The sequence below is a fragment of the Janibacter endophyticus genome (assembly GCF_016888335.1).
Classification (GTDB): Bacteria; Actinomycetota; Actinomycetes; order Actinomycetales; family Dermatophilaceae; genus Marihabitans; species Marihabitans endophyticum.
The window spans coordinates 1,015,048-1,032,159 of the sequence record NZ_JAFEJG010000004.1 but is presented as its reverse complement, the minus strand read 5'-3'; the positions used below and the strand labels follow the sequence as shown (position 1 = coordinate 1,032,159).

Below are 17,112 nucleotides of genomic sequence, written 5' to 3'. Positions count from 1 at the left end.
GGGCAGAGGGGGCGGCGGCTCATTCCTCGGGCTGCTCGACGGGGAAGGCCTCGTACTTGCCGTCCTCGGTGCGGTAGGCGGCCACGAGGTCCTCCGCGAGGAGGTGGCCCTTGTCGCTGATGCGGCTCGGGGCGAAAGCCACGCGCTGCTTCTCGTCGACCTCGGTGATGCTCTCGCCGATGGCCTCGCGGATGGCTGCGGGGTCGTCGGTGGTGCCGGCCTTCTCCATGGCCTTGATGAAGATCGGGAGGGCCTGGTAGTTCAGCGCGATGTCCGCGTTGACCGGCTTCTCCGAGCCGTACTTGTCCTCGTACCGCTTGATCCAGTCCGCGGTCCCCTCGAACTCCGTCAACGGGGCGATCCCGACCGAGTTGTTGAGGTTCTCGGGGTCGGTGAACTTCTCCAGCTCCTCGAACTTCGCCTGGTCGAGGATCATGAAGGTGCCCTCGAAGCCCTGCTTGCGCGCCTCCTCGATGACGATGGCCGTGGGCTGCGAGGGACCACCGACGAGGATCACGTCGGGGTCGCCCGCGAGCGTCTTGGACACCGGGCCGGCGAAGTCGGACACCGTGCCGTAGTTGACGTTGTTGTTGTCCAGCACCGTACCGCCTGCGTCCTCCCAGGCCTTCGTAGCGTGCTTGGTCCACTGCTGGCCGAACTCGCTCGACGTCGCCAGGAGACCGAGCTTGCCCTTGCCCTGGGTGTCGGCCTTCTCGATGAAGGGCGCGATGTAGCTGACGAACGACGGGGGGATCATCACGGTGAGCGGGTTGTCGCTGTCGAGGATGGCCGGGTCCGAGCTGTAGGCGCCGATCAGGAAGTCGGTCCGTCCGGAGGAGTTGAGCTCCTGGGCCGCCTTGATGCCGCCGGCGTGGGGGATGAAGACGACCGAGGCCCCTTCGCCCTGGACGAGACGCTGCGCGTTGGTCCCGGTGGCGCTCGGCTGGTACTGGTCGTCGAGGCTCTCGAGCGTGACGGTGTACTTCTCGCCATCGATCTCAACACCCGCCTCGTTGATCTCGTCGATGGCCATCTGGAGCCCGTTCTGGACGTTGATGCCGTACTCGGCGGCTCCGCCGCTGATCCCGGCGGAGTACCCGATGACGATCGTGCCGCCACCCTCGCCCCCACCCCCGGACCCGGACCCGGAATCGCCGCACGCGGCCAGCGTGAGGACCAGACCGCTACCCGCCGTCAGGGCGATACGGCGGACCATGTTCTTCGACAGTGCTGCGGCCATCAGATTCTCCTCATCGAGACAATGCTGAACTCGGACTCATGTTCAGTTGAATGGAGGGTATGCAGGGTGAGACCTGGTGTCAACAGGTAGTCCATGCCTCGGGGAGGCCCTGGGTGCTAGCTCGTCTCGATCTCGAGGAGACGCTGCTTCGCCCCCGAACCACCGAGGTATCTACCCGGCTCGCCGTCGCTCCGGACGACCCGGTGGCAGGGCAGCACGAGGGGCAGCGGGTTCGTCGCACAGGCCGTGCCGACCGCACGGACCGCGCCTGGGTTGTCGAGCCACGCGGCTACCTCCCCGTAGGTCGCGGTGGTGCCATAGCCGATCCGGTTCAGCGCCCGGACGACCTCGCCCCGGAAGCCGGTGGCGAGGCTGAGATCGAGTGCGAGCTCGAAGCCGGCACGCCGCCCGGCGAGGAATTCCTCGACCTGCTGAGCGGCCTTGTCGAGCCGGCCGGGGCTTCGCAGGACGCGCGGGCTGACCCGGCGGGAGATGTCGGCGAGGATCCCCTCCTCTCCCTCGGTCGCGACGAACCCGATGCGGACGAGCCCCGCAGGGGTCGCGGCGAGGACGAGCGGGCCGAGCGGGCTGTCGATGGTCCGGTAGGCGACGTCGAGGTCGCCCGCGGTTGCGGCACGCGCGACGAGGCGGGCGTGCAGCCGCTCCAGCCGCTCGTCGTCGACCGCCGGGAGGTCGGTGACCGTGTCGTTCATCGGAGCTCCTTGCTGCGCAGGGACCTCAGTCCGTCTGAGGCGGCCCGGCGGGCGGCGGCCTCGGTCCCGCCGGTCAGGGTGGCAATCTGGGCGTAGCTCAGCCCGCCGAGGTAGCGGTAGGTGACGACCTGGCGCTGCTTCGTCGGCAGCTCGGCCACGTGACGCCACACCCCTTCGTCGTCCCGGTCGGCCGGCGGCGTCGCCACCTCCGGCAGGTCGGCGAAGGGGTCCGCCCGGCGGGCCTTGGCCCGCAGCTGGTCGATGCACTTGCGACGGGCGACGACGGTGAGCCAGGCACGCGGGTCGAGGTCGTCGGGCAGGTCGGGCCAGGCGCGCAGGGCGGCGACGAAGGTCTCGCTCCACGCGTCCTCGGCCTCGTTGCTGCCGACGGTGGCCATGCATACGCGCAGCACGTGCGCACCGTGCTCGCGCACGACCGTCTCGAAGGGGGTGCTCGCCATGACTAGAAGAGTGCCTCACGATCAGCGGCGCTCGGCTCCTCGAGGTCGAGCAGGGCCCGCTTGCGCTCGATGCCGCCCGCGTACCCGGTGAGGCTGCCGTCGCTGCCGACGACCCGGTGGCAGGGCACGACGATCGAGATCGGGTTGGCGCCGATCGCTCGGCCGACGGGCTGGGCGGAGGTGCCGAGCCGGTTGGCGATCTCGCCGTAGGTGACCCGCTCGCCGTAGCCGATGTCGCGCAGGGCCGCCCAGACCGCCTGGGAGAATTCGCCCCCGCGCAGATCCACCGGCAGGTCGAAGCCGCTCCGCTCCCCCGCCAGGTACTCCTCGAGCTGACGGACGGTCTCGGCGACGAGCGCGTTGCCGGTCTCACGGGGGCCGAAGCTCACGGTGTCCGGCAGAGTCCAGTGGCCCGGGAAGTAGATGCCCACGAGCACGTCCCGGCCGGCAACCTCGTCGACGACGATCGTCAGCTCACCGATCGAGGTGGGGACGAGGTCGTGCCGGGTGGCCATGACGCGAATCATGCCCCTACGACGTCTCGCTGGCCGGATCCGTGAGATCCGGGCGGCTAGCCTGCCCGCCATGAGCATCCGCGCGTGGCAGGTCACCCGGCACGGCAGCCCCCACGAGGCGCTGCGCCTCGTCGACGTCGAGACCCCCGAGCCAGGCCCCGGTCAGGTCCGGGTGCGGGTGCTCGCGAGCGCGATGAACTTCGCTGACAGCCTGCTGTGCTCTGGCGAGTACCAGGTGCGTCCGGAGCTGCCCTTCACCCCGGGGCTCGAGGTCTGCGGCGAGGTCACCGCAGTCGGACCGGCGAAGGGGGAGGATCCGCCCTTCGAGGTCGGCGACCGGGTGCTCGGGTCGGTGGCGCTGCCGCACGGCGGCTTCGCCGACGAGGCGCTCATGGACGTGGCGCAGACCTTCCCTGCGCCGGCGGGCCTCGATGACGCGCACGCCGCGGCGCTGTACATCGGCTACCAGACGACGTGGTTCGCGCTGCACCGGCGGGCGGCGATCCAGCCCGGCGAATGGTTGCTCGTGCACGCGGCGAGCGGAGGTGTCGGCAGCTCGGCGGTGCAGCTCGGCAAGGCCGCCGGGGCGCGGGTCATCGGGGTCGTCGGCGGCGAGGACAAGGTCGCCCTCGCCCGGGATCTCGGGTGCGACGTCGTCATCGACCGGCGCAGCGAGGACATCGCCGAGCGGGTCAAGGAGATCACCGACGGGCACGGCGCGGACGTCGTCTACGACCCGGTCGGCGGGCCCGCGTACGAGGCGAGCACCAGATGCATCGCCTTCGAGGGGCGGATCCTCGTCATCGGCTTCGCCAGCGGCAAGCGCCAGGAGGCGCGGCTCAACCACGCGCTCGTGAAGAACTACTCGATCCTCGGCGTCCACTGGAGCCTCTACCTCGAGCACGAGCCCGAGCTCGTCCGGCACTGCCACGACGAGCTCGTCAGGCTCGCCGATACCGGCGAGATCGCGCCGCTCCTCGGGGGTGAGGTCCCCCTCGAAGAGGTCCCCGAGGCCCTCGAGCGCCTCGCCGCCGGCCGCACCACCGGCCGTCTCGTCGTCCTCCCCTGACCCCTCGACCGCCCCGCAGATCCGAGTTTCCCTAGGTTTCCCTCAGACGCCTAGGCAAATTTGGATCGGGAGCGGAGCACCTCCTCGAGCTTGGACTGCTCGTCGACGATCGCACGGCGCACCGCCGGGTCGAGATCGGGGCGGGCGAGACACTCCTGCGACAGTGCGAGGGTCTCCGGCGTCGCGAAGCGGCCGGGGTAGGCCATCGTCGCGACCCGGCCGAGCGCGCTGTCGCCGATCCGCCCCGCCATCGCCGGGATGTCCTCGAAGTACCGCGGGATGTAGTCGGTCACCAGGCTGCGGTCCTCCGGGCCCCAGAAGCCGGCCGCGATCGCGACGAGCTCGTAGTTGCTCCGGTCGGGGTTGGTCGTGAGGTCCGCCCACGCAGCCGCCTTGCTCTCGGGCGTCGGGATCGCCGCGGTTGCGGTGAGCGCACCGAGGTTGCCCGACATCGTCTGGTCCGCCGCCCGGGCCTCCTCGATCGCGACCGCGTCGAGCAGCCCCCGCCGGGCGAGCTGCCCGAGGACGATCCAGCGGAAGTCGCTGTCCCCCTCGAGGCCCGGCGGCAGGTCGCGCCCCTCGGCCCACGGCCGCAGCCGCCCCTCGACGTCGTCGCTCGTGCGCGCCACGAGCCGAGCGGCGTGCAGGGCCCGGCTGCTCTCGGGCTCGGCGTCGGCGAGGACCGCCTCACCGACGGCCGCCATCCGCCGCCGCGCCGCCGGCTGCTCCCCCTCGGGCAGGAAGTTGCGGATCACCGTGCCGGTGAGGTGCATGCCCGCGCTCGCGAAGACCGAGTCGTTCGTCTCACGCGGCAGGGCGATCTCACCGAGGTCGACGAGCACCCGCGGGTCGACGAGCCCGAGCGCGAGCTGGTCGCGCAGCCCGACCCAGACGACGGCCCGTGCCTGCTCGTCGTTCATCGCCGGGAGCTCGGCGACGAGCGAGCCGAGGCTGCGCTCGTCGAGCAGCGGCGTCGCCCACGACAGGTCGCCCGCGTTGGGCAGCACGAGCGGGGCGTCGAGGTCGAGCCCCTCGACAGGGGTCCGGCCACCCTCTGCCGTCAGCGCCGCCCGCGAGGTCTCCGCTCCCCCGGAGTAGGTCGCGATGTCGAGCGTGTGCACGCGCTCGACCGGGTGCTCCGACGGCACCTGCCGGACGAGCTCCCCCGTCGACCGGTCGACAGACAGCGCGTCGGCCCCCGCCGTCTCGAGCCAGGCCGACGACCAGTCGTCCAGCGAGCGGCCGCCGGCCCGCTCCATCGCGGCGAGGAAGTCGGCGAGCGCGCCGTTGCCGTACGCATGCGCCTCGAGGTACTCGCGGATGCCGGCGAGGAAGGCGTCGTCCCCGATGTACTCGATGAGCTGACGGATGACCGCCGCACCCTTCGCGTACGAGATGCCGTCGAAGTTCGCCAGCGCCGAGCGGGCGTCCGGCGCCGGCGAGCCCGCGACCGGGTGGGTCGACGGCGAGCGCTCCGCCGCGTAGCCCCACGACTTGCGCGCCATCGTCGAGTCGACCCACGCGTCGGTGTACTCCGTCGCGGCGACGAGGCAGCGGTGGGCCATGTACTCGGCGAAGGACTCGTTGAGCCACAGGTCGTCCCACCAGTGCATCGTCACGAGGTCGCCGAACCACATGTGCGCCATCTCGTGGCTGATCGTGTTGGCCCGCGTCAGCAGCTCGCTGCGGCTCGCCGCCCCGCGGAAGAGGTAGGTGTCGCGGAAGACGACGCAGCCCGGGTTCTCCATCGCCCCGGCGTTGAACTCCGGCGCGAACACCTGGTCGTAGTCGTCGAAGGGGTATCTGATCCCGAAGATCGAGTGGAAGTAGTCGAAGCTGCGGCGGGTGACGTCCAGGATCGCCGGGGCGTGCCGCTCGAGCTCCCCCTGGAGCGAGGCCCGCGCGTAGAGCCCGAGCGGGATCCCGTCGTGCTCGTCGCGGACGCTGACGTACGGGCCGGCACAGATCGTCACGAAATACGTCGCGAGCGGCTTGGTCTCCCGCAGGTGCCAGGTGCCGCCGTCGCCGACGCTCGACGCACCGTTGCCGATGACGGCCCAGTCCTGCGGCGCCTTGACCGAGACCGCGTACGGCGCCTTGAGGTCCGGCTGGTCGATGCACGCGAAGACCGACGGGGCCGCGTCGAGGAACATGTGCCCGTAGACGTAGTCGCGCCCGTCGGCCGGGTCGGTCGCCCGGTGCAGCCCCTCGCCGTCACGGCTGTAGGCCATCGTCGCCTCGACCTCGACGACGTGCTCGCCGGGGGTCAGCGTGACCGGCAGCCGACGGTCGACGAAGGTCGCGAGGTCGAGGTCCACACCGTCGAGCCGGGCCGCGATGAGCGCCTCCGGCGCCACGTCAACGAAGGTGAGACCCTCCCCCTTCGCCCGCAGATGGATCCGGCTCGACGAGCCGAACGTCCGCGTGCCGATGTCGAGGTCGAGGACCACCTCCATCCGGGTGACGTCGATGAGTGCGGCGCGCTCGCGCGATTCGGTGAGGGTCAGAGAAGGCACGCGGCCATCGTGCCAGCGCATCAGAGACCGAGCCGGTTCTCGACCTGCGCGGATCCGTACTCAGGAGTAATCTTCGAGCACCCTGAGCAACGGCGCTCGGGCCGGACGACAAGGACCCCCCTGTGAAGCTTCGATCCACGGCACTGTCAGCAGCAGCCCTCACGGCCCTCGGGACCCTCGTGCTCGCCTCCCCGGCGCAGTCCGCGAAGGCCATCGACTACGTCGCCCTCGGCGACTCCTTCTCCGCAGCGTCCGGGGTCAGCCCCACGGACCCCACCGCGCCGGCCATCTGCCTGCGCAGCAACCTCAACTACCCCAAGCTCCTCGCCCCCAAGATGACGACCTTCAAGGACGTCACCTGCGGCGCGGCGAAGACCGACCACTACCGCAGCGCGCAGCATCCCGGCGTCGCACCGCAGCTCGACGCCCTCAGCCGGGACACCGACCTCGTGACGATGACGATCGGCGGCAACGACAGCGGGACCTTCGTGAACGCGATGCTCGCGTGCGGGGCGGCGGCCGGGGCGACGCTGGGTTACGGCAGCCCCTGCAAGACGATCTACGGCGACAGCTTCTCCCGGACGATCCGAGAGAAGACCTACCCGGACCTCGTCCAGGCCCTCAGCGACGTCAAGGCCCGCTCGCCGAGGGCTCGCGTCGCGATCCTCACGTACCCCCAGATCATGCCGCGCGACAACGTCGGCTGCTACCCGCTGATGCCCATCGCCCGCGGGGACGTCGCCTACGTCAACAGCATCCAGGACACCCTCAACGACGCCGTGCGGCGGGCCGCGAAGCAGACCGGCACGACCGTCGTCGACGTCGCCGCGCAGTCCACCGGTCACGACGCCTGCAAGCCCGCCGGCACCCGCTGGGTCGAGCCGATGCTCGGCAGCACCCAGCTCGTGCCCGTCCACCCGGATGCTGTCGGCGAGGCCGCGATGGCACGGATCACCGCGGAGACCCTCAGCCTCTGAGTCCCGACCAGGCACGGACGAAGGGGACGGCCCGGGATCACCCGGTCCGCCCCCTTCGTCGTGGGTCGGGTCCTCGGTCAGTACCGGATGTCGTGGCCGGAGGCCAGCCGCTCGAGCCGGGCGATGCGGTCCTTCATCGGCGGGTGCGTGGCGAAGAAGCGCGAGACGTCGCCGGCCCGGAAGGGGTTGGCGATCATGAGGTGCGAGGTGCTCTGCAGCTGCGGGGTCGGCTGCAGCGGCGCCTGCGCGGTGCCCTGCTCGAGCTTGCGCAGGGCTGAGGCCAGGGCGAGCGGGTCGCCGGTGAGCTTCGCGCCGTCCTCGTCGGCGTCGTACTCGCGGGTACGGGTGATCGCCATCTGGATGAGCATCGCCGCGAAGGGGGCGAGCAGCGCCATGGCGATCATGGCGATCGGGTTGGGTCGCTCCTCGCTGCTGCCGCCGCCGAAGAAGAGGGCGAACTGGGCGACGGAGGAGATGACCCCGGCGAGCGCCGCGGCGACCGAGCCGGTGAGGATGTCGCGGTTGTAGACGTGCATGAGCTCGTGCCCGAGGACACCGCGGAGCTCACGCTCGTCGAGGATGTGCAGGATCCCCTCGGTGCAGCAGACGGCAGCGTTCTTGGGGTTGCGCCCGGTCGCGAAGGCGTTCGGCGCGGCCGTCGGACTGATGTAGAGGCGCGGCATGGGCTGGCCCGCCCGCTGCGAGAGCTCGGTGACGATCCGGTACATCTCCGGCGCCTCCTGCGGCGTCACGGGTCGCGCGCGCATCGCCTTGATGGCGATCTTGTCGGAGTTCCAGTACCCGATGAAGGTCGTGACGACGCCGAAGAGTGCGAAGAGCCAGATGTACCGGCCACCACCGATGAGTGCGCCCATGGCAAGCAGCAGCGCCCAGATCACTCCGAAGAGCGCCGCCGTCTTCAGCCCGTTGTAGTGCTTGTGCATGTCTCCTCCAACGCTGTCCGGCACCGATCCGTTCCCATGATCCCGCAGCAACCCGGGCCGCTGCGGGAGCGAAGGGGTGTCAGAGGAGGAGGCGGGGGGCGACGGAGGCCGCGAGGAGGAGGGCGGCACCGATGACGGCGACGAAGGGGGCGAGCTCGGCCGGTCCGTCGCCGTCGCTGGCGGGCCGCTCGCCCGGGCGCAGGGCGGTGCCGAGCCACCGGAGGTAGACGGCGATCGCGATGACGGCACCGACGACCGCGGCGGCCGCGAGCCACCACAGCCCGGCGGCGACGACGGTGTCGAGGACGAGGATCTTGGCGACGAGCCCGATGATCGCGGGCGGGAGCCCGGCGAGGGTGAGCAGCCCGACGGCGAGCGCACCGCCGAGGAGCGGCTGGCGCCGGAGGAGTCCCGCGTGGTCGTCGATGTGGCGACCGGCAGCGGCGACCACCGCGAGGACGGTGACGACGGCGACGACGTAGACGGCGAGGTAGCCGGCGGCAGCGGCGGCGCCCGAGCCGGCGGCGGCGATCGCGACCCAGCCGCCCTGGGTGACGCCCGACCAGGCGAGGAGACGGAGCAGGTCGTCCTGGCGCCACGCCATGACCGCCCCGACGACGAGGCTCACCGCGCCGACGAGACCGAGCGCCGTGCGGGTCGACGGTGCCTCGACCGCGCCGAGCCCGAGCGCGTCGACGACGACGAGGATCGCGCCGAGCCCCCCGACGGTGGAGACCCCCGCGAGGGCGGTGGTGACGGCGGCGCCGCCGCGGTCGTAGGCACTCGGCGCCCAGACGTGGAAGGGGACGAGGGCCAGCTTGAAGGCTGCGGCGAGGACGAGCAGGACCGCGCCGGCCGCGAGCGCTGTCGCGGAGGCGTCGGTCAGCCCGGCGGTCTGGACGACGTCGAGGCGCAGCGACCCGGTCGCGGCGACCCACAGCCCGGCGCCGAGCGCGGCGAGCGCGAAGGAGAGCACCGCGGTGACGAGCAGGTCGACAGCCGCTCCCCCGCGGCGGCGGACCGCCCGGAGCGCGAGCAGCGCGACGAAGGGCAGCGTGGCCAGCTCGAGCCCGACGAGCCAGCTGCCGAGGTCGCGCGCGCCGATCGTCACGGCGGCACCGGTGGTCCCGGCGAGCACGGTCGCGAGGACGGAGACCTCGTCGATGGGGTCACGCTCGCGGCGGTCGAGGAGCAGCGCCACCGCGGCGAGGGCAGCGAGCATCGCGACGGCCTGGAGCGTCGCCCCGCTCTCGGTCACCGCGACGAGACAGCTGCTCGCGGCGAGGGTGTGCTCGTCGACGACGAGCGAGGCCGGCGGGCACAGGCTCGTGCCGCCGCCGGAGACGCGGGTGGCGATGGCACCGGCGAGACCACCGAGCAGGCCGAGCACCGTGACGGCGACGACCGGGCCGCGGCGGCCGGGCAGCAGCGCGTCGACGACGAGGGCGAGCACTGCGGCGAGCCCCGGGGCGAGCACGGGCAGCAGGGTGAGCCAGGTGATCTCGACAGTCATCGGCCCACCCCCGGCAGCATCTCGATCACCGGCTGGGTGACCGACATGACGAGCCCTGGCGCGACGCCGAGGAGCACGGTGAGCGCCGCGAGGGTCGTCATGGCGACGAGGTCACCACGACGCACGGCGAAGGGGGTGACCGTCGCGACATCGCAGTCGCCGCCTCCGCGCAGACGGCCGGTGACGCTCGAGGCGTCACCGAGCCACACGGCCCGGACGAGCCGGACGGAGTAGACACCGGCGAGGGCCGCACCGACCGCGGCGAGGACCGCGAGGGCGGCGAAGAAGCCCGCCGACCGGTCGGTCGCCGGCTGCCACGCCGCGACGAGGGCACCGAGCTCCCCCCAGAAGACCGCGAGACCGGGCAGACCGGCACCGGCCGCCAGCCCGACGAGCAGCAGCACCCCGAGTCGCGGGTGGGTGTCGCGCAGGGCGGGGCGGTCGCGGAGCAGCCCGCTCCCCCACCCGCTCTTGAGCACGCCGACCGTGGCGAAGAGGAGCGCCGAGACGACGCCGTGGGCGAGGTTGCCGAGGACGGCTGCGGCGACCCCGGTCTGGTTGCCCGCGGCGAGCGCGAGCACGACGAATCCCATGTGCGCCACGGAGGACCACGCGATGACGCGCTTGAGGTCGGCCTCGACGAGGCAGACGAGCCCGCCCCAGAGGATGCCGACGACACCGAGCGCGCCGAGGGCCGGGGCGATCTGGGCGAAGCCCTCGGGGACGCTCGCGAGCGGCAGCCGGATGAGGCCGTAGGTGCCGAGCTTGAGCAGCACCGCGGCGAGGAGCATCGACCCGGCGGTCGGGGCGCTGGAGTGCGCGGCCGGCAGCCAGGTGTGCAGGGGCCAGACGGGGACCTTGATCGCGAGCCCGGCCGTGAGCAGGACGGCGACGAGCAGCTGCTGACCAGGGGTGAGCACGCCGCCGGCCGTCGCGGCGAGCACCTCGAGGTCGGAGGTGCCGGCCAGGCGCACGAGCGCGAGGACGCCGACGAGCAGGGTGACCGACCCGAGGCCGGTGTAGAGCACGAAGAGCCACCCGGCCTCGCGACGCGTCGATGGGTCGCCGAAGCGGGTGATGAGCACCCACATCGGGATGAGCACGCACTCGAAGGCGATGACGAAGAGCAGGGCGTCGCGGGCGGCGAAGGTGAGCAGCGCTCCGGCGGCGGTGAGCAGCAGGCAGGCGTAGTACGTGGCGAGGCTGCCCGGACCGTCGACAGCGCGGTCGTCCGCGGCGGCGGCGTCGCCGGCAGCGCCTGGGGGTGGGACGAGCGCGGCGAGCGCGACGACGACGAGGGTGAGGACCATGAGCGGGCCGGAGAGCCCGTCGACGGCGAGCGCGAGGCGCAGGTCGAGCGCGGGCAGCCAGGCGACGTCGACGCCGACGCCACCCGCCCAGGCGATGGCGAGCAGACCGAGCGAGACCACCGAGGACCCGACGACGAGCCACGGCTCGCGGCGCGGGGCGAGACCGCCGAGCAGCGCGAGCGCCGCGGCGAGCGGGACGAGCAGTGCGAGAGCGAGGGTCATCGCGCACCCCCGAGGGCCGGCTGGGGATCGGCCCCGGCGAGCACGAGCACGAGCGTCACCCCGACGAGCAGGACGGCCCCGAGGCCGACGAGCAGGGTGGCCGTCGCGGGACGGGCGCGGCGGTGCCCGGCGTCGCCCACGGCGCCGAGACCGTCGACGAGCCACCCGGCGCCGCGGGCGTAGGTGCCGATGACGGCGTCGTCGACGAAGGCCGCGAGCCGGGCGAGCGCGAGGACGGGGCGGGCGACGAGGCCGGTGTACGCGCGGTCGACGTGCAGCCCGGCGCCTGCCAGCCGCGCGAGCCGACCGGTGCCGTCACCGATGGGGTCGCCGTCGAGGCTGAGCCACCCGCCGACCGCGGCACCGAGCACGACGAGCAGGGTGACGACGATGACGAGCACGAGGCTCGCGTGCCCGGCGGGGTCGAAGGCGCCCATCGCGACGACGAGCCCGCCGACGAGCGTGCCGAGCGCGAGCGCTGTGAGGACACCGACGATCGCGGGCGGCATGACGGCGCGGGTCCGGGCCGGCTCGTCGCGGCCCACGAGGAGCCCGACGGCGAGCGCGCGGGCGGCGTACCCGGCGGTGAGCACGACGGTGACGACGAGCGCGACGAGGACGAGCAGCGGCAGCCAGGCCGGGTCGGCGCTCCGGTCGGCGTTGCGGGTCGTGTCGAGCGCGACAGCGACGACGTGCTCCTTGGTCACGCCGCCGACGACGAGCGGCAGGCCGGCGAGCGCGGCAAGGCCGAGCGCCCAGGAGAGCATCGCGACGGGGTGCCGGCGGGCAGTCCCCGCGAGCAGCCGCGCCGAGGTGCCACCGGCGGTCGTCGCGAGCCAGCCCACGGTGAGGAAGAGCAGCGCCTTGAAGAGGGCGTGACCGTACATGTGCCCCAGCCCCGCACCGACGGCACCGTGCGCGGTCCCGGCGGCGTTGGTCAGCGCGAAGGGCGAGAGCATGATCGCGACCTGGCTGACCGTCGACCACGCGAGCAGCCGCTTGAGGTCGGCCTGGAAGACCGCGAGCAGCGCCGCGAGCACCATCGTCAGCGCGACGCTCACCCCGAGCAGGATCCGCGCGCCGGTCGCCTGGCGCAGGATCGGCTCGAGCTGGGCGAGCAGCACGGTGCCGGCGGCGACCATCGTCGCCGCGTGGATGAGGGCGGAGGCGGGGGTCGGGCCCTCCATCGCGTCGGGCAGCCAGTCGGCGAAGGGGAGCTGGGCCGCCTTGCCGAGGACGCCGATGACGATGAGCGCCATGGCCCAGGTCGCGGCGGGGGCGCCGAGGAGGGTGTCGGGGGCGCTGGTCCAGTGCTCGTGGATCCCCGCGAGCGAGGTCGTCCGGGCGCCGGCGATGAGCAGGGCGACACCGCTGATCAGCCCGATGTCGGCGACCCGGGTGACGAGGTAGGCCTTCTGCGCGGCCCGCCGGGCGCTCGCCCGCTCGCTGTGGTGGCCGATGAGCAGGTAGGAGCACCAGCCCATGACCTCCCAACCGATGACCGTGAGGACGATGTCGCCGGAGAGGACGAGCAGGAGCATCGCGGCACCGAAGAGCGCGACCGTGCCCTGGAAGGAGCCGCGCCGCGGGTCCTCACGCAGGTACCAGAGCGAGAAGACCTGGACGCAGACGGTGACGAGCACGACGACCGCCGCGATCGTCAGCGTCGCGGAGGTGAGGTGGAGGCTGGGGGCGAGGGTGAATCCGCCGATGTCGACCGTCACGGCAGATCACCCGAGCGCTCGAGGTCGACGTGCCCCTGTGCCCGGTAGGCCGCGACGAGGATCGCGAGCGCGAGGACGACCTCGGCGGCGGCGATGGTGATGACGAAGAGGGTGAGCACGTTGCCGCTCGCCGCGGTGTCCGGGCCGAGCGCGCCGGCGGTCACGAGGATGATCCCGGCCGCGAGCAGGATGAGCTCGAGCCCGACGAGCACGAGCATCGCGTTGCGGCGGGCGATGACCCCGTAGACCCCGAGGCCGGCGAGGACCGAGGCGATGACGAAGGGGGCGAGCGCGGTCATCGGGTGCGCTCACCCCGGGTGATCGCCAGCGCCGTGACGAGCGCGACGAGCAGGAGGAGGGAGAGAAGCTCGAAGGGGAGCACCCAGGTGCCGAAGATCTGCTCGGCGATGCCCTCGCTGTCGGCAGGCCGGGGGCCACCCGCGCCACCCGCGGCGGTCCCCCCTTCGTCCCAGGCGCGGGCCAGCGGGACGAGGACGGCGAGCAGCAGACCGGCCGTGCCCAGCCCGGCCACGGCGGCGGCCAGCCGCCGCCCGGCCGAGCCGCTGTGCTCGGGCACGGCGCGCAGCGGCGAGCGGGTGACCATGAGAGCGAGGACGACGAGGACGACGACCGCGCCGACGTAGACGAGGACCTGCACGAGCGCGACGAGCTCGGCCCCGAGCGCGAGGTAGACGCCGGCCCCGGCGACGAGCGCGACGACGAGCCACAGCGCGGCCCGCAGCAGGCGGGTCGAGACGACAGCGAGCAGCCCCGCGACGCAGGCGATCGCGCCGAGGCCGACGACCGCGCCCTCGACGGCGCTCACGGGTCGCTCCGTGCGGGACGGGCCTTGGGGCTCAGCCCCCCGCGCCGGGCGGGCCGGGTGCTCGAGGCGACCTCCGCGGCCGGCTCGGCCCCCGGGTCGAGCGGCGGCGGCACGGGCACGGTCTGGGCCCACTCCCCGAGCCGGTCCTTCTCGTGGAGCAGCTCGCGGATGTCGGTCTCGGCGTACTCGAACTGCGGGCTCCACTCGAGCGCGTCGAAGGGACAGACCTCGACGCAGATGCCGCAGTACATGCACAGCGAGAAGTCGATGGCGAAGCGGTCGAGGACGTTGCGCTGCCGCGCGCGCCCACTCGGTGCGGTCGGCGCGACCTCTTCCTTGTGCGAGTCGATGTAGATGCACCAGTCCGGGCACTCGCGGGCGCAGAGCATGCAGGACGTGCAGTTCGCCTCGATGAGCGCGATGACACCGCGCGAGCGGGCGGGCAGCGTCGGTGCGACGTCCGGGTACTCGGCCGTGCGCGACGGCGCGAGCATCTGCTTGGCCGTCGTGACCATGCCGCCGAGCAGGCCGGGCACCAGACCACCCGAGGTGGGTCGCTCCCCCTTCGCGCTCATGCCGTCACCACCACCCCGACGGCGGTGATCGCCAGCTGGAGCAGCGCGAGCGGGACGAGCCGCGCCCAGGCGAGGTGCTGCAGCTGGTCCTCGCGCAGCCGCGGCCAGCTGACCCGCACCCAGATGATGACGAAGGCGATGACCGCGGCTTTGAGCAGCACCCACGCCACACCGAGCGCCGGCACCGCGTCGACGCCGAGCCCGCGCCAGCCGCCGAGGAAGAGCACGGCGAAGAGCAGCGACATCACGACGATGCCGGCGTACTCCGCGAGCATGAAGAACGCGAAGCGCAGGCCGGAGTACTCGGTCCACGGACCCATGACGACCTCGGAGTCGGCGATCGGCGCGTCGAAGGGGGGCCGCTGCAGCTCGGCCACGGCGGCGACGAGGAAGACGAGGGCGCCGGGCAGCTGCCAGAGCAGCCACAGCGGGTGCCACTGCTCGACGACGACGCCGAGCGAGAGGGTGCCGGCAGCCATCGCGACGGAGGCGACGGTGAGCACGAGCGGCAGCTCGTAGGAGACGAGCTGGGCGGCCGAGCGCATCGCGCCGAGGAGCGCGTACTTGTTCGCCGACGCCCAGCCGGCCATGAGGGTGCCGAGCGCCCCGACGCCGGTGGCGGCGAGGACCGCGACGACCGAGAGCGGCACGTCGGCGAGCGCGCCCGCAGGGTGCAGCGGCAGCAGCGCGATCGCCAGGATGTAGGGCACGAGCGCGACGGCGGGGGCGAGGCGGAAGACGCGACGGTCGGCGGCCGCGGGGGTGATGTCCTCCTTCTGCACGAACTTCACCCCGTCGGCGACGAGCTGGGCCCAGCCGTGGAAGCCGCCGGCGTACATCGGCCCGAGCCGGCCCTGCATGTGCGCCATCACCTTGTGCTCGGCGTAGCCGACGATCAGGGGCAGGACGAGGACGGCGGCCAGGGCGCTCACGCTGCGCAGGAGGATCTCGAGCTCACTCATCGGCGGGCTCCGGCTCGGCGCCCCACTCGGGGCCGGGCACTCCGGGTGCCTGGACACGACGGCGGCTCGGCGACCTGCTCGAGTGCCCTTCGCCCGGCTCCTTGCCGCCCGGCCACGGCTTCGTCGCGCGGGAGGCGAGGACGAAGGACTTGCGCAGCGGGGTGCCCTCGAAGCCGGTGGGCAGCAGGAGCGGTCGCAGCCCGAGACCGCTGGGGTCGGTGAAGCCGTCGAAGCCGAGGCCGAACATCTCGTGCGTCTCGCGCTCGTGCCAGGCCGCCCCGGCGAAGACCCCGGTGATGCTCGCGAGCGCCTCCCCCTCGGGCACCCGGGTGCGCAGCAGCATCCTCCGCTGATCCCGCTCCGCCGTCGGCTCGGGGTCGATGAGGTGGCACACCACCTCGATCCCCGGGTCATCGGCGGCGTCGGTCTGGTCGACGGCGCTCAGCCAGTCGAAGAAGACGTAGCCCCGGTCGCGGGCGTCGGCGACCGCCCGCACCCACTCGTCCGGCCTCGTTGTGAGCCGCTCCTCAGGCATCGTCGCCTCCGTCCGAGGACCCGGCCGAAGGGGTACCGGCCGGCCGTCGCGGAGGCCGGCGGGCCCCCTTCGCCCTGGGTGCCGCGACGAGGTCACGCTGGACCTCGCCCGACTCGGCGGTGCGGTGGCCTGCGTACCGCTGGCGCAAACCGGCCGTCGTCAGGGACTCGGCGGCGATGCGCTCCTGGAGCTTCATGATCCCGTGGAGCAGGGCCTCGGGGCGGGGCGGGCAGCCGGGGACGTAGACGTCGACGGGGATGATCTGGTCGACGCCCTTGGTCACCGAGTAGCTGTCCCAGTAGGGGCCGCCGGAGTTGGAGCAGGCACCGAAGGAGATGACGTACTTCGGCTCGGGCATCTGGTCGTAGAGCCGGCGGATCGACGGGGCCATCTTGTCGGTGACCGTGCCGGAGACGACCATGAGGTCGGCCTGCCGGGGGCCGGGGGCGAAGGGGATGACGCCGAGCCGCATGAAGTCGTGCCGGGACATCGACGCCGCGATGAACTCGATGGCGCAGCACGCGAGCCCGAAGTTGAAGACCCACAGGCTGTATCGGCGCCCCCAGCCGAGGACGACCTTCATCGGGCGCGGGGCGTGCCCGCCGACGGCGCCGACACGGGGCATGGGCAGGTCGGTCGGCATCACACCCACCTCAGCAGGCCACGCCGGGCCGCGTGGAGCAGGCCGACGAGGACGATGCCGATGAAGACCGCGACCTCGACCAGGCTCGCGAGCCCGAGGTCGCTGCGCAGCACGAGCGCCCACGGGAAGAGGTAGACGGCGTCGACCGCGAAGATCACGTAGAGGTAGGCGTAGGCGAGATAGCGCACCTGGGCCTGGGACCAACCGTCACCGACGGGGTCGACGCCCGACTCGTAGGTCGTGAGCTTGGCCCGGGTCGGGGCGGCCGGGGCGAGCAGGCGACGCGCCGTGTACGCCGCGATCACGAGGGCGATGCCCGCGAGCAGCGTCCCGGCGACGACGACATAGCCCTCCACCCGGCACACCC

The 17,112-nt window shown here is 72.7% G+C and carries 18 protein-coding genes; 2 read left to right on the top strand and 16 right to left on the bottom strand.

From position 1 onward, the window contains the following. Positions 1-19: 19 nt before the first annotated feature. From JNO54_RS05005 to JNO54_RS04990, 4 genes are all read right to left on the bottom strand, one after another. Positions 20-1,240 carry an ABC transporter substrate-binding protein gene (locus JNO54_RS05005; RefSeq protein WP_204142911.1) on the bottom strand — a complete coding sequence of 407 codons (1,221 nt, stop codon included), beginning with the start codon at positions 1,238-1,240 and terminating at the stop codon, positions 20-22. Between the two features lie 116 nt (positions 1,241-1,356). Continuing rightward, a complete protein-coding gene (locus JNO54_RS05000) occupies positions 1,357-1,953 on the bottom strand; it encodes a methylated-DNA--[protein]-cysteine S-methyltransferase (protein ID WP_204142910.1) in 597 nt (198 codons plus the stop codon). After that, complete coding sequence (locus tag JNO54_RS04995) at positions 1,950-2,414, bottom strand: RNA polymerase sigma factor (RefSeq protein WP_204142909.1); 465 nt, start codon at positions 2,412-2,414, stop codon at positions 1,950-1,952. Before JNO54_RS04995 ends, JNO54_RS05000 begins: the two co-directional genes overlap by 4 nt. 2 nt (positions 2,415-2,416) lie before the next feature. Then, a complete protein-coding gene (locus JNO54_RS04990; RefSeq protein ID WP_204142908.1) occupies positions 2,417-2,929 on the bottom strand; it encodes a methylated-DNA--[protein]-cysteine S-methyltransferase in 513 nt (170 codons plus the stop codon). A gap of 70 nt (positions 2,930-2,999) precedes the next feature. Here JNO54_RS04990 and JNO54_RS04985 point away from each other — a divergent pair, with 70 nt between their 5' ends. Continuing rightward, the gene (locus tag JNO54_RS04985; protein WP_204142907.1) at positions 3,000-3,998 is read left to right on the top strand and encodes an NADPH:quinone oxidoreductase family protein; all 999 of its coding nucleotides are present in this window, start codon (positions 3,000-3,002) and stop codon (positions 3,996-3,998) included. A gap of 50 nt (positions 3,999-4,048) precedes the next feature. Here the strand turns inward: JNO54_RS04985 and pepN are convergent, their stop codons facing one another. After that, positions 4,049-6,514: an aminopeptidase N gene (gene pepN / locus JNO54_RS04980; RefSeq protein WP_204142906.1), complete on the bottom strand. Its 2,466-nt coding sequence runs from the start codon at positions 6,512-6,514 to the stop codon at positions 4,049-4,051. Between the two features lie 122 nt (positions 6,515-6,636). Here pepN and JNO54_RS04975 point away from each other — a divergent pair, with 122 nt between their 5' ends. Continuing rightward, the gene (locus tag JNO54_RS04975) at positions 6,637-7,491 is read left to right on the top strand and encodes an SGNH/GDSL hydrolase family protein (protein ID WP_204142905.1); all 855 of its coding nucleotides are present in this window, start codon (positions 6,637-6,639) and stop codon (positions 7,489-7,491) included. A gap of 77 nt (positions 7,492-7,568) precedes the next feature. Here JNO54_RS04975 and htpX read toward each other — a convergent pair whose 3' ends face one another. The 11 genes from htpX to JNO54_RS04920 all read right to left on the bottom strand — a co-directional run bounded on the left by htpX (position 7,569) and on the right by JNO54_RS04920 (position 17,101). Next, positions 7,569-8,435: a zinc metalloprotease HtpX gene (htpX, locus tag JNO54_RS04970; protein ID WP_204142904.1), complete on the bottom strand. Its 867-nt coding sequence runs from the start codon at positions 8,433-8,435 to the stop codon at positions 7,569-7,571. Between the two features lie 79 nt (positions 8,436-8,514). Continuing rightward, a complete protein-coding gene (locus tag JNO54_RS04965) occupies positions 8,515-9,948 on the bottom strand; it encodes a proton-conducting transporter transmembrane domain-containing protein (RefSeq protein ID WP_204142903.1) in 1,434 nt (477 codons plus the stop codon). Further along, entirely contained in the window at positions 9,945-11,480 is a 1,536-nt protein-coding gene (locus JNO54_RS04960) for a complex I subunit 4 family protein (protein ID WP_204142902.1), read from the bottom strand. The genes JNO54_RS04965 and JNO54_RS04960 overlap by 4 nt, the downstream gene beginning before the upstream one ends. Continuing rightward, the gene (locus JNO54_RS04955) at positions 11,477-13,204 is read right to left on the bottom strand and encodes an NADH-quinone oxidoreductase subunit 5 family protein (protein ID WP_204142901.1); all 1,728 of its coding nucleotides are present in this window, start codon (positions 13,202-13,204) and stop codon (positions 11,477-11,479) included. The genes JNO54_RS04960 and JNO54_RS04955 overlap by 4 nt, the downstream gene beginning before the upstream one ends. Then, positions 13,201-13,503 carry an NADH-quinone oxidoreductase subunit NuoK gene (gene nuoK, locus JNO54_RS04950; protein ID WP_204142900.1) on the bottom strand — a complete coding sequence of 101 codons (303 nt, stop codon included), beginning with the start codon at positions 13,501-13,503 and terminating at the stop codon, positions 13,201-13,203. Before nuoK ends, JNO54_RS04955 begins: the two co-directional genes overlap by 4 nt. Continuing rightward, positions 13,500-14,030 carry an NADH-quinone oxidoreductase subunit J family protein gene (locus JNO54_RS04945; protein WP_204142899.1) on the bottom strand — a complete coding sequence of 177 codons (531 nt, stop codon included), beginning with the start codon at positions 14,028-14,030 and terminating at the stop codon, positions 13,500-13,502. Before JNO54_RS04945 ends, nuoK begins: the two co-directional genes overlap by 4 nt. Next, entirely contained in the window at positions 14,027-14,605 is a 579-nt protein-coding gene (locus tag JNO54_RS04940) for a 4Fe-4S binding protein (protein WP_204142898.1), read from the bottom strand. Before JNO54_RS04940 ends, JNO54_RS04945 begins: the two co-directional genes overlap by 4 nt. Then, positions 14,602-15,567, bottom strand: coding sequence for an NADH-quinone oxidoreductase subunit NuoH (gene nuoH, locus JNO54_RS04935; RefSeq protein ID WP_204142897.1), 966 nt, complete (start codon positions 15,565-15,567; stop codon positions 14,602-14,604). Before nuoH ends, JNO54_RS04940 begins: the two co-directional genes overlap by 4 nt. Next, positions 15,560-16,102 carry an NADH-quinone oxidoreductase subunit C gene (locus JNO54_RS04930; RefSeq protein ID WP_204142896.1) on the bottom strand — a complete coding sequence of 181 codons (543 nt, stop codon included), beginning with the start codon at positions 16,100-16,102 and terminating at the stop codon, positions 15,560-15,562. The genes nuoH and JNO54_RS04930 overlap by 8 nt, the downstream gene beginning before the upstream one ends. Beyond that, entirely contained in the window at positions 16,095-16,745 is a 651-nt protein-coding gene (locus tag JNO54_RS04925; protein ID WP_233703182.1) for an NADH-quinone oxidoreductase subunit B, read from the bottom strand. The genes JNO54_RS04930 and JNO54_RS04925 overlap by 8 nt, the downstream gene beginning before the upstream one ends. After that, entirely contained in the window at positions 16,745-17,101 is a 357-nt protein-coding gene (locus JNO54_RS04920; RefSeq protein ID WP_204142895.1) for an NADH-quinone oxidoreductase subunit A, read from the bottom strand. Before JNO54_RS04920 ends, JNO54_RS04925 begins: the two co-directional genes overlap by 1 nt. Positions 17,102-17,112: the final 11 nt, after the last annotated feature.

What these genes read in the sequence shown, in the direction of transcription:
- JNO54_RS05005 (WP_204142911.1), bottom strand. Translation starts at nt 1,240, where the DNA reads ATGGCCGCAGCACTGTCGAAGAACATGGTCCGCCGTATCGCCCTGACG.
- JNO54_RS05000 (WP_204142910.1), bottom strand. Translation starts at nt 1,953, where the DNA reads ATGAACGACACGGTCACCGACCTCCCGGCGGTCGACGACGAGCGGCTG.
- JNO54_RS04995 (WP_204142909.1), bottom strand. Translation starts at nt 2,414, where the DNA reads ATGGCGAGCACCCCCTTCGAGACGGTCGTGCGCGAGCACGGTGCGCAC.
- JNO54_RS04990 (WP_204142908.1), bottom strand. Translation starts at nt 2,929, where the DNA reads ATGGCCACCCGGCACGACCTCGTCCCCACCTCGATCGGTGAGCTGACG.
- JNO54_RS04985 (WP_204142907.1), top strand. Translation starts at nt 3,000, where the DNA reads ATGAGCATCCGCGCGTGGCAGGTCACCCGGCACGGCAGCCCCCACGAG.
- htpX (WP_204142904.1), bottom strand. Translation starts at nt 8,435, where the DNA reads ATGCACAAGCACTACAACGGGCTGAAGACGGCGGCGCTCTTCGGAGTG.
- JNO54_RS04965 (WP_204142903.1), bottom strand. Translation starts at nt 9,948, where the DNA reads ATGACTGTCGAGATCACCTGGCTCACCCTGCTGCCCGTGCTCGCCCCG.
- JNO54_RS04960 (WP_204142902.1), bottom strand. Translation starts at nt 11,480, where the DNA reads ATGACCCTCGCTCTCGCACTGCTCGTCCCGCTCGCCGCGGCGCTCGCG.
- nuoK (WP_204142900.1), bottom strand. Translation starts at nt 13,503, where the DNA reads ATGACCGCGCTCGCCCCCTTCGTCATCGCCTCGGTCCTCGCCGGCCTC.
- JNO54_RS04940 (WP_204142898.1), bottom strand. Translation starts at nt 14,605, where the DNA reads ATGAGCGCGAAGGGGGAGCGACCCACCTCGGGTGGTCTGGTGCCCGGC.
- nuoH (WP_204142897.1), bottom strand. Translation starts at nt 15,567, where the DNA reads ATGAGTGAGCTCGAGATCCTCCTGCGCAGCGTGAGCGCCCTGGCCGCC.
- JNO54_RS04930 (WP_204142896.1), bottom strand. Translation starts at nt 16,102, where the DNA reads ATGCCTGAGGAGCGGCTCACAACGAGGCCGGACGAGTGGGTGCGGGCG.
- JNO54_RS04925 (WP_233703182.1), bottom strand. Translation starts at nt 16,745, where the DNA reads ATGCCGACCGACCTGCCCATGCCCCGTGTCGGCGCCGTCGGCGGGCAC.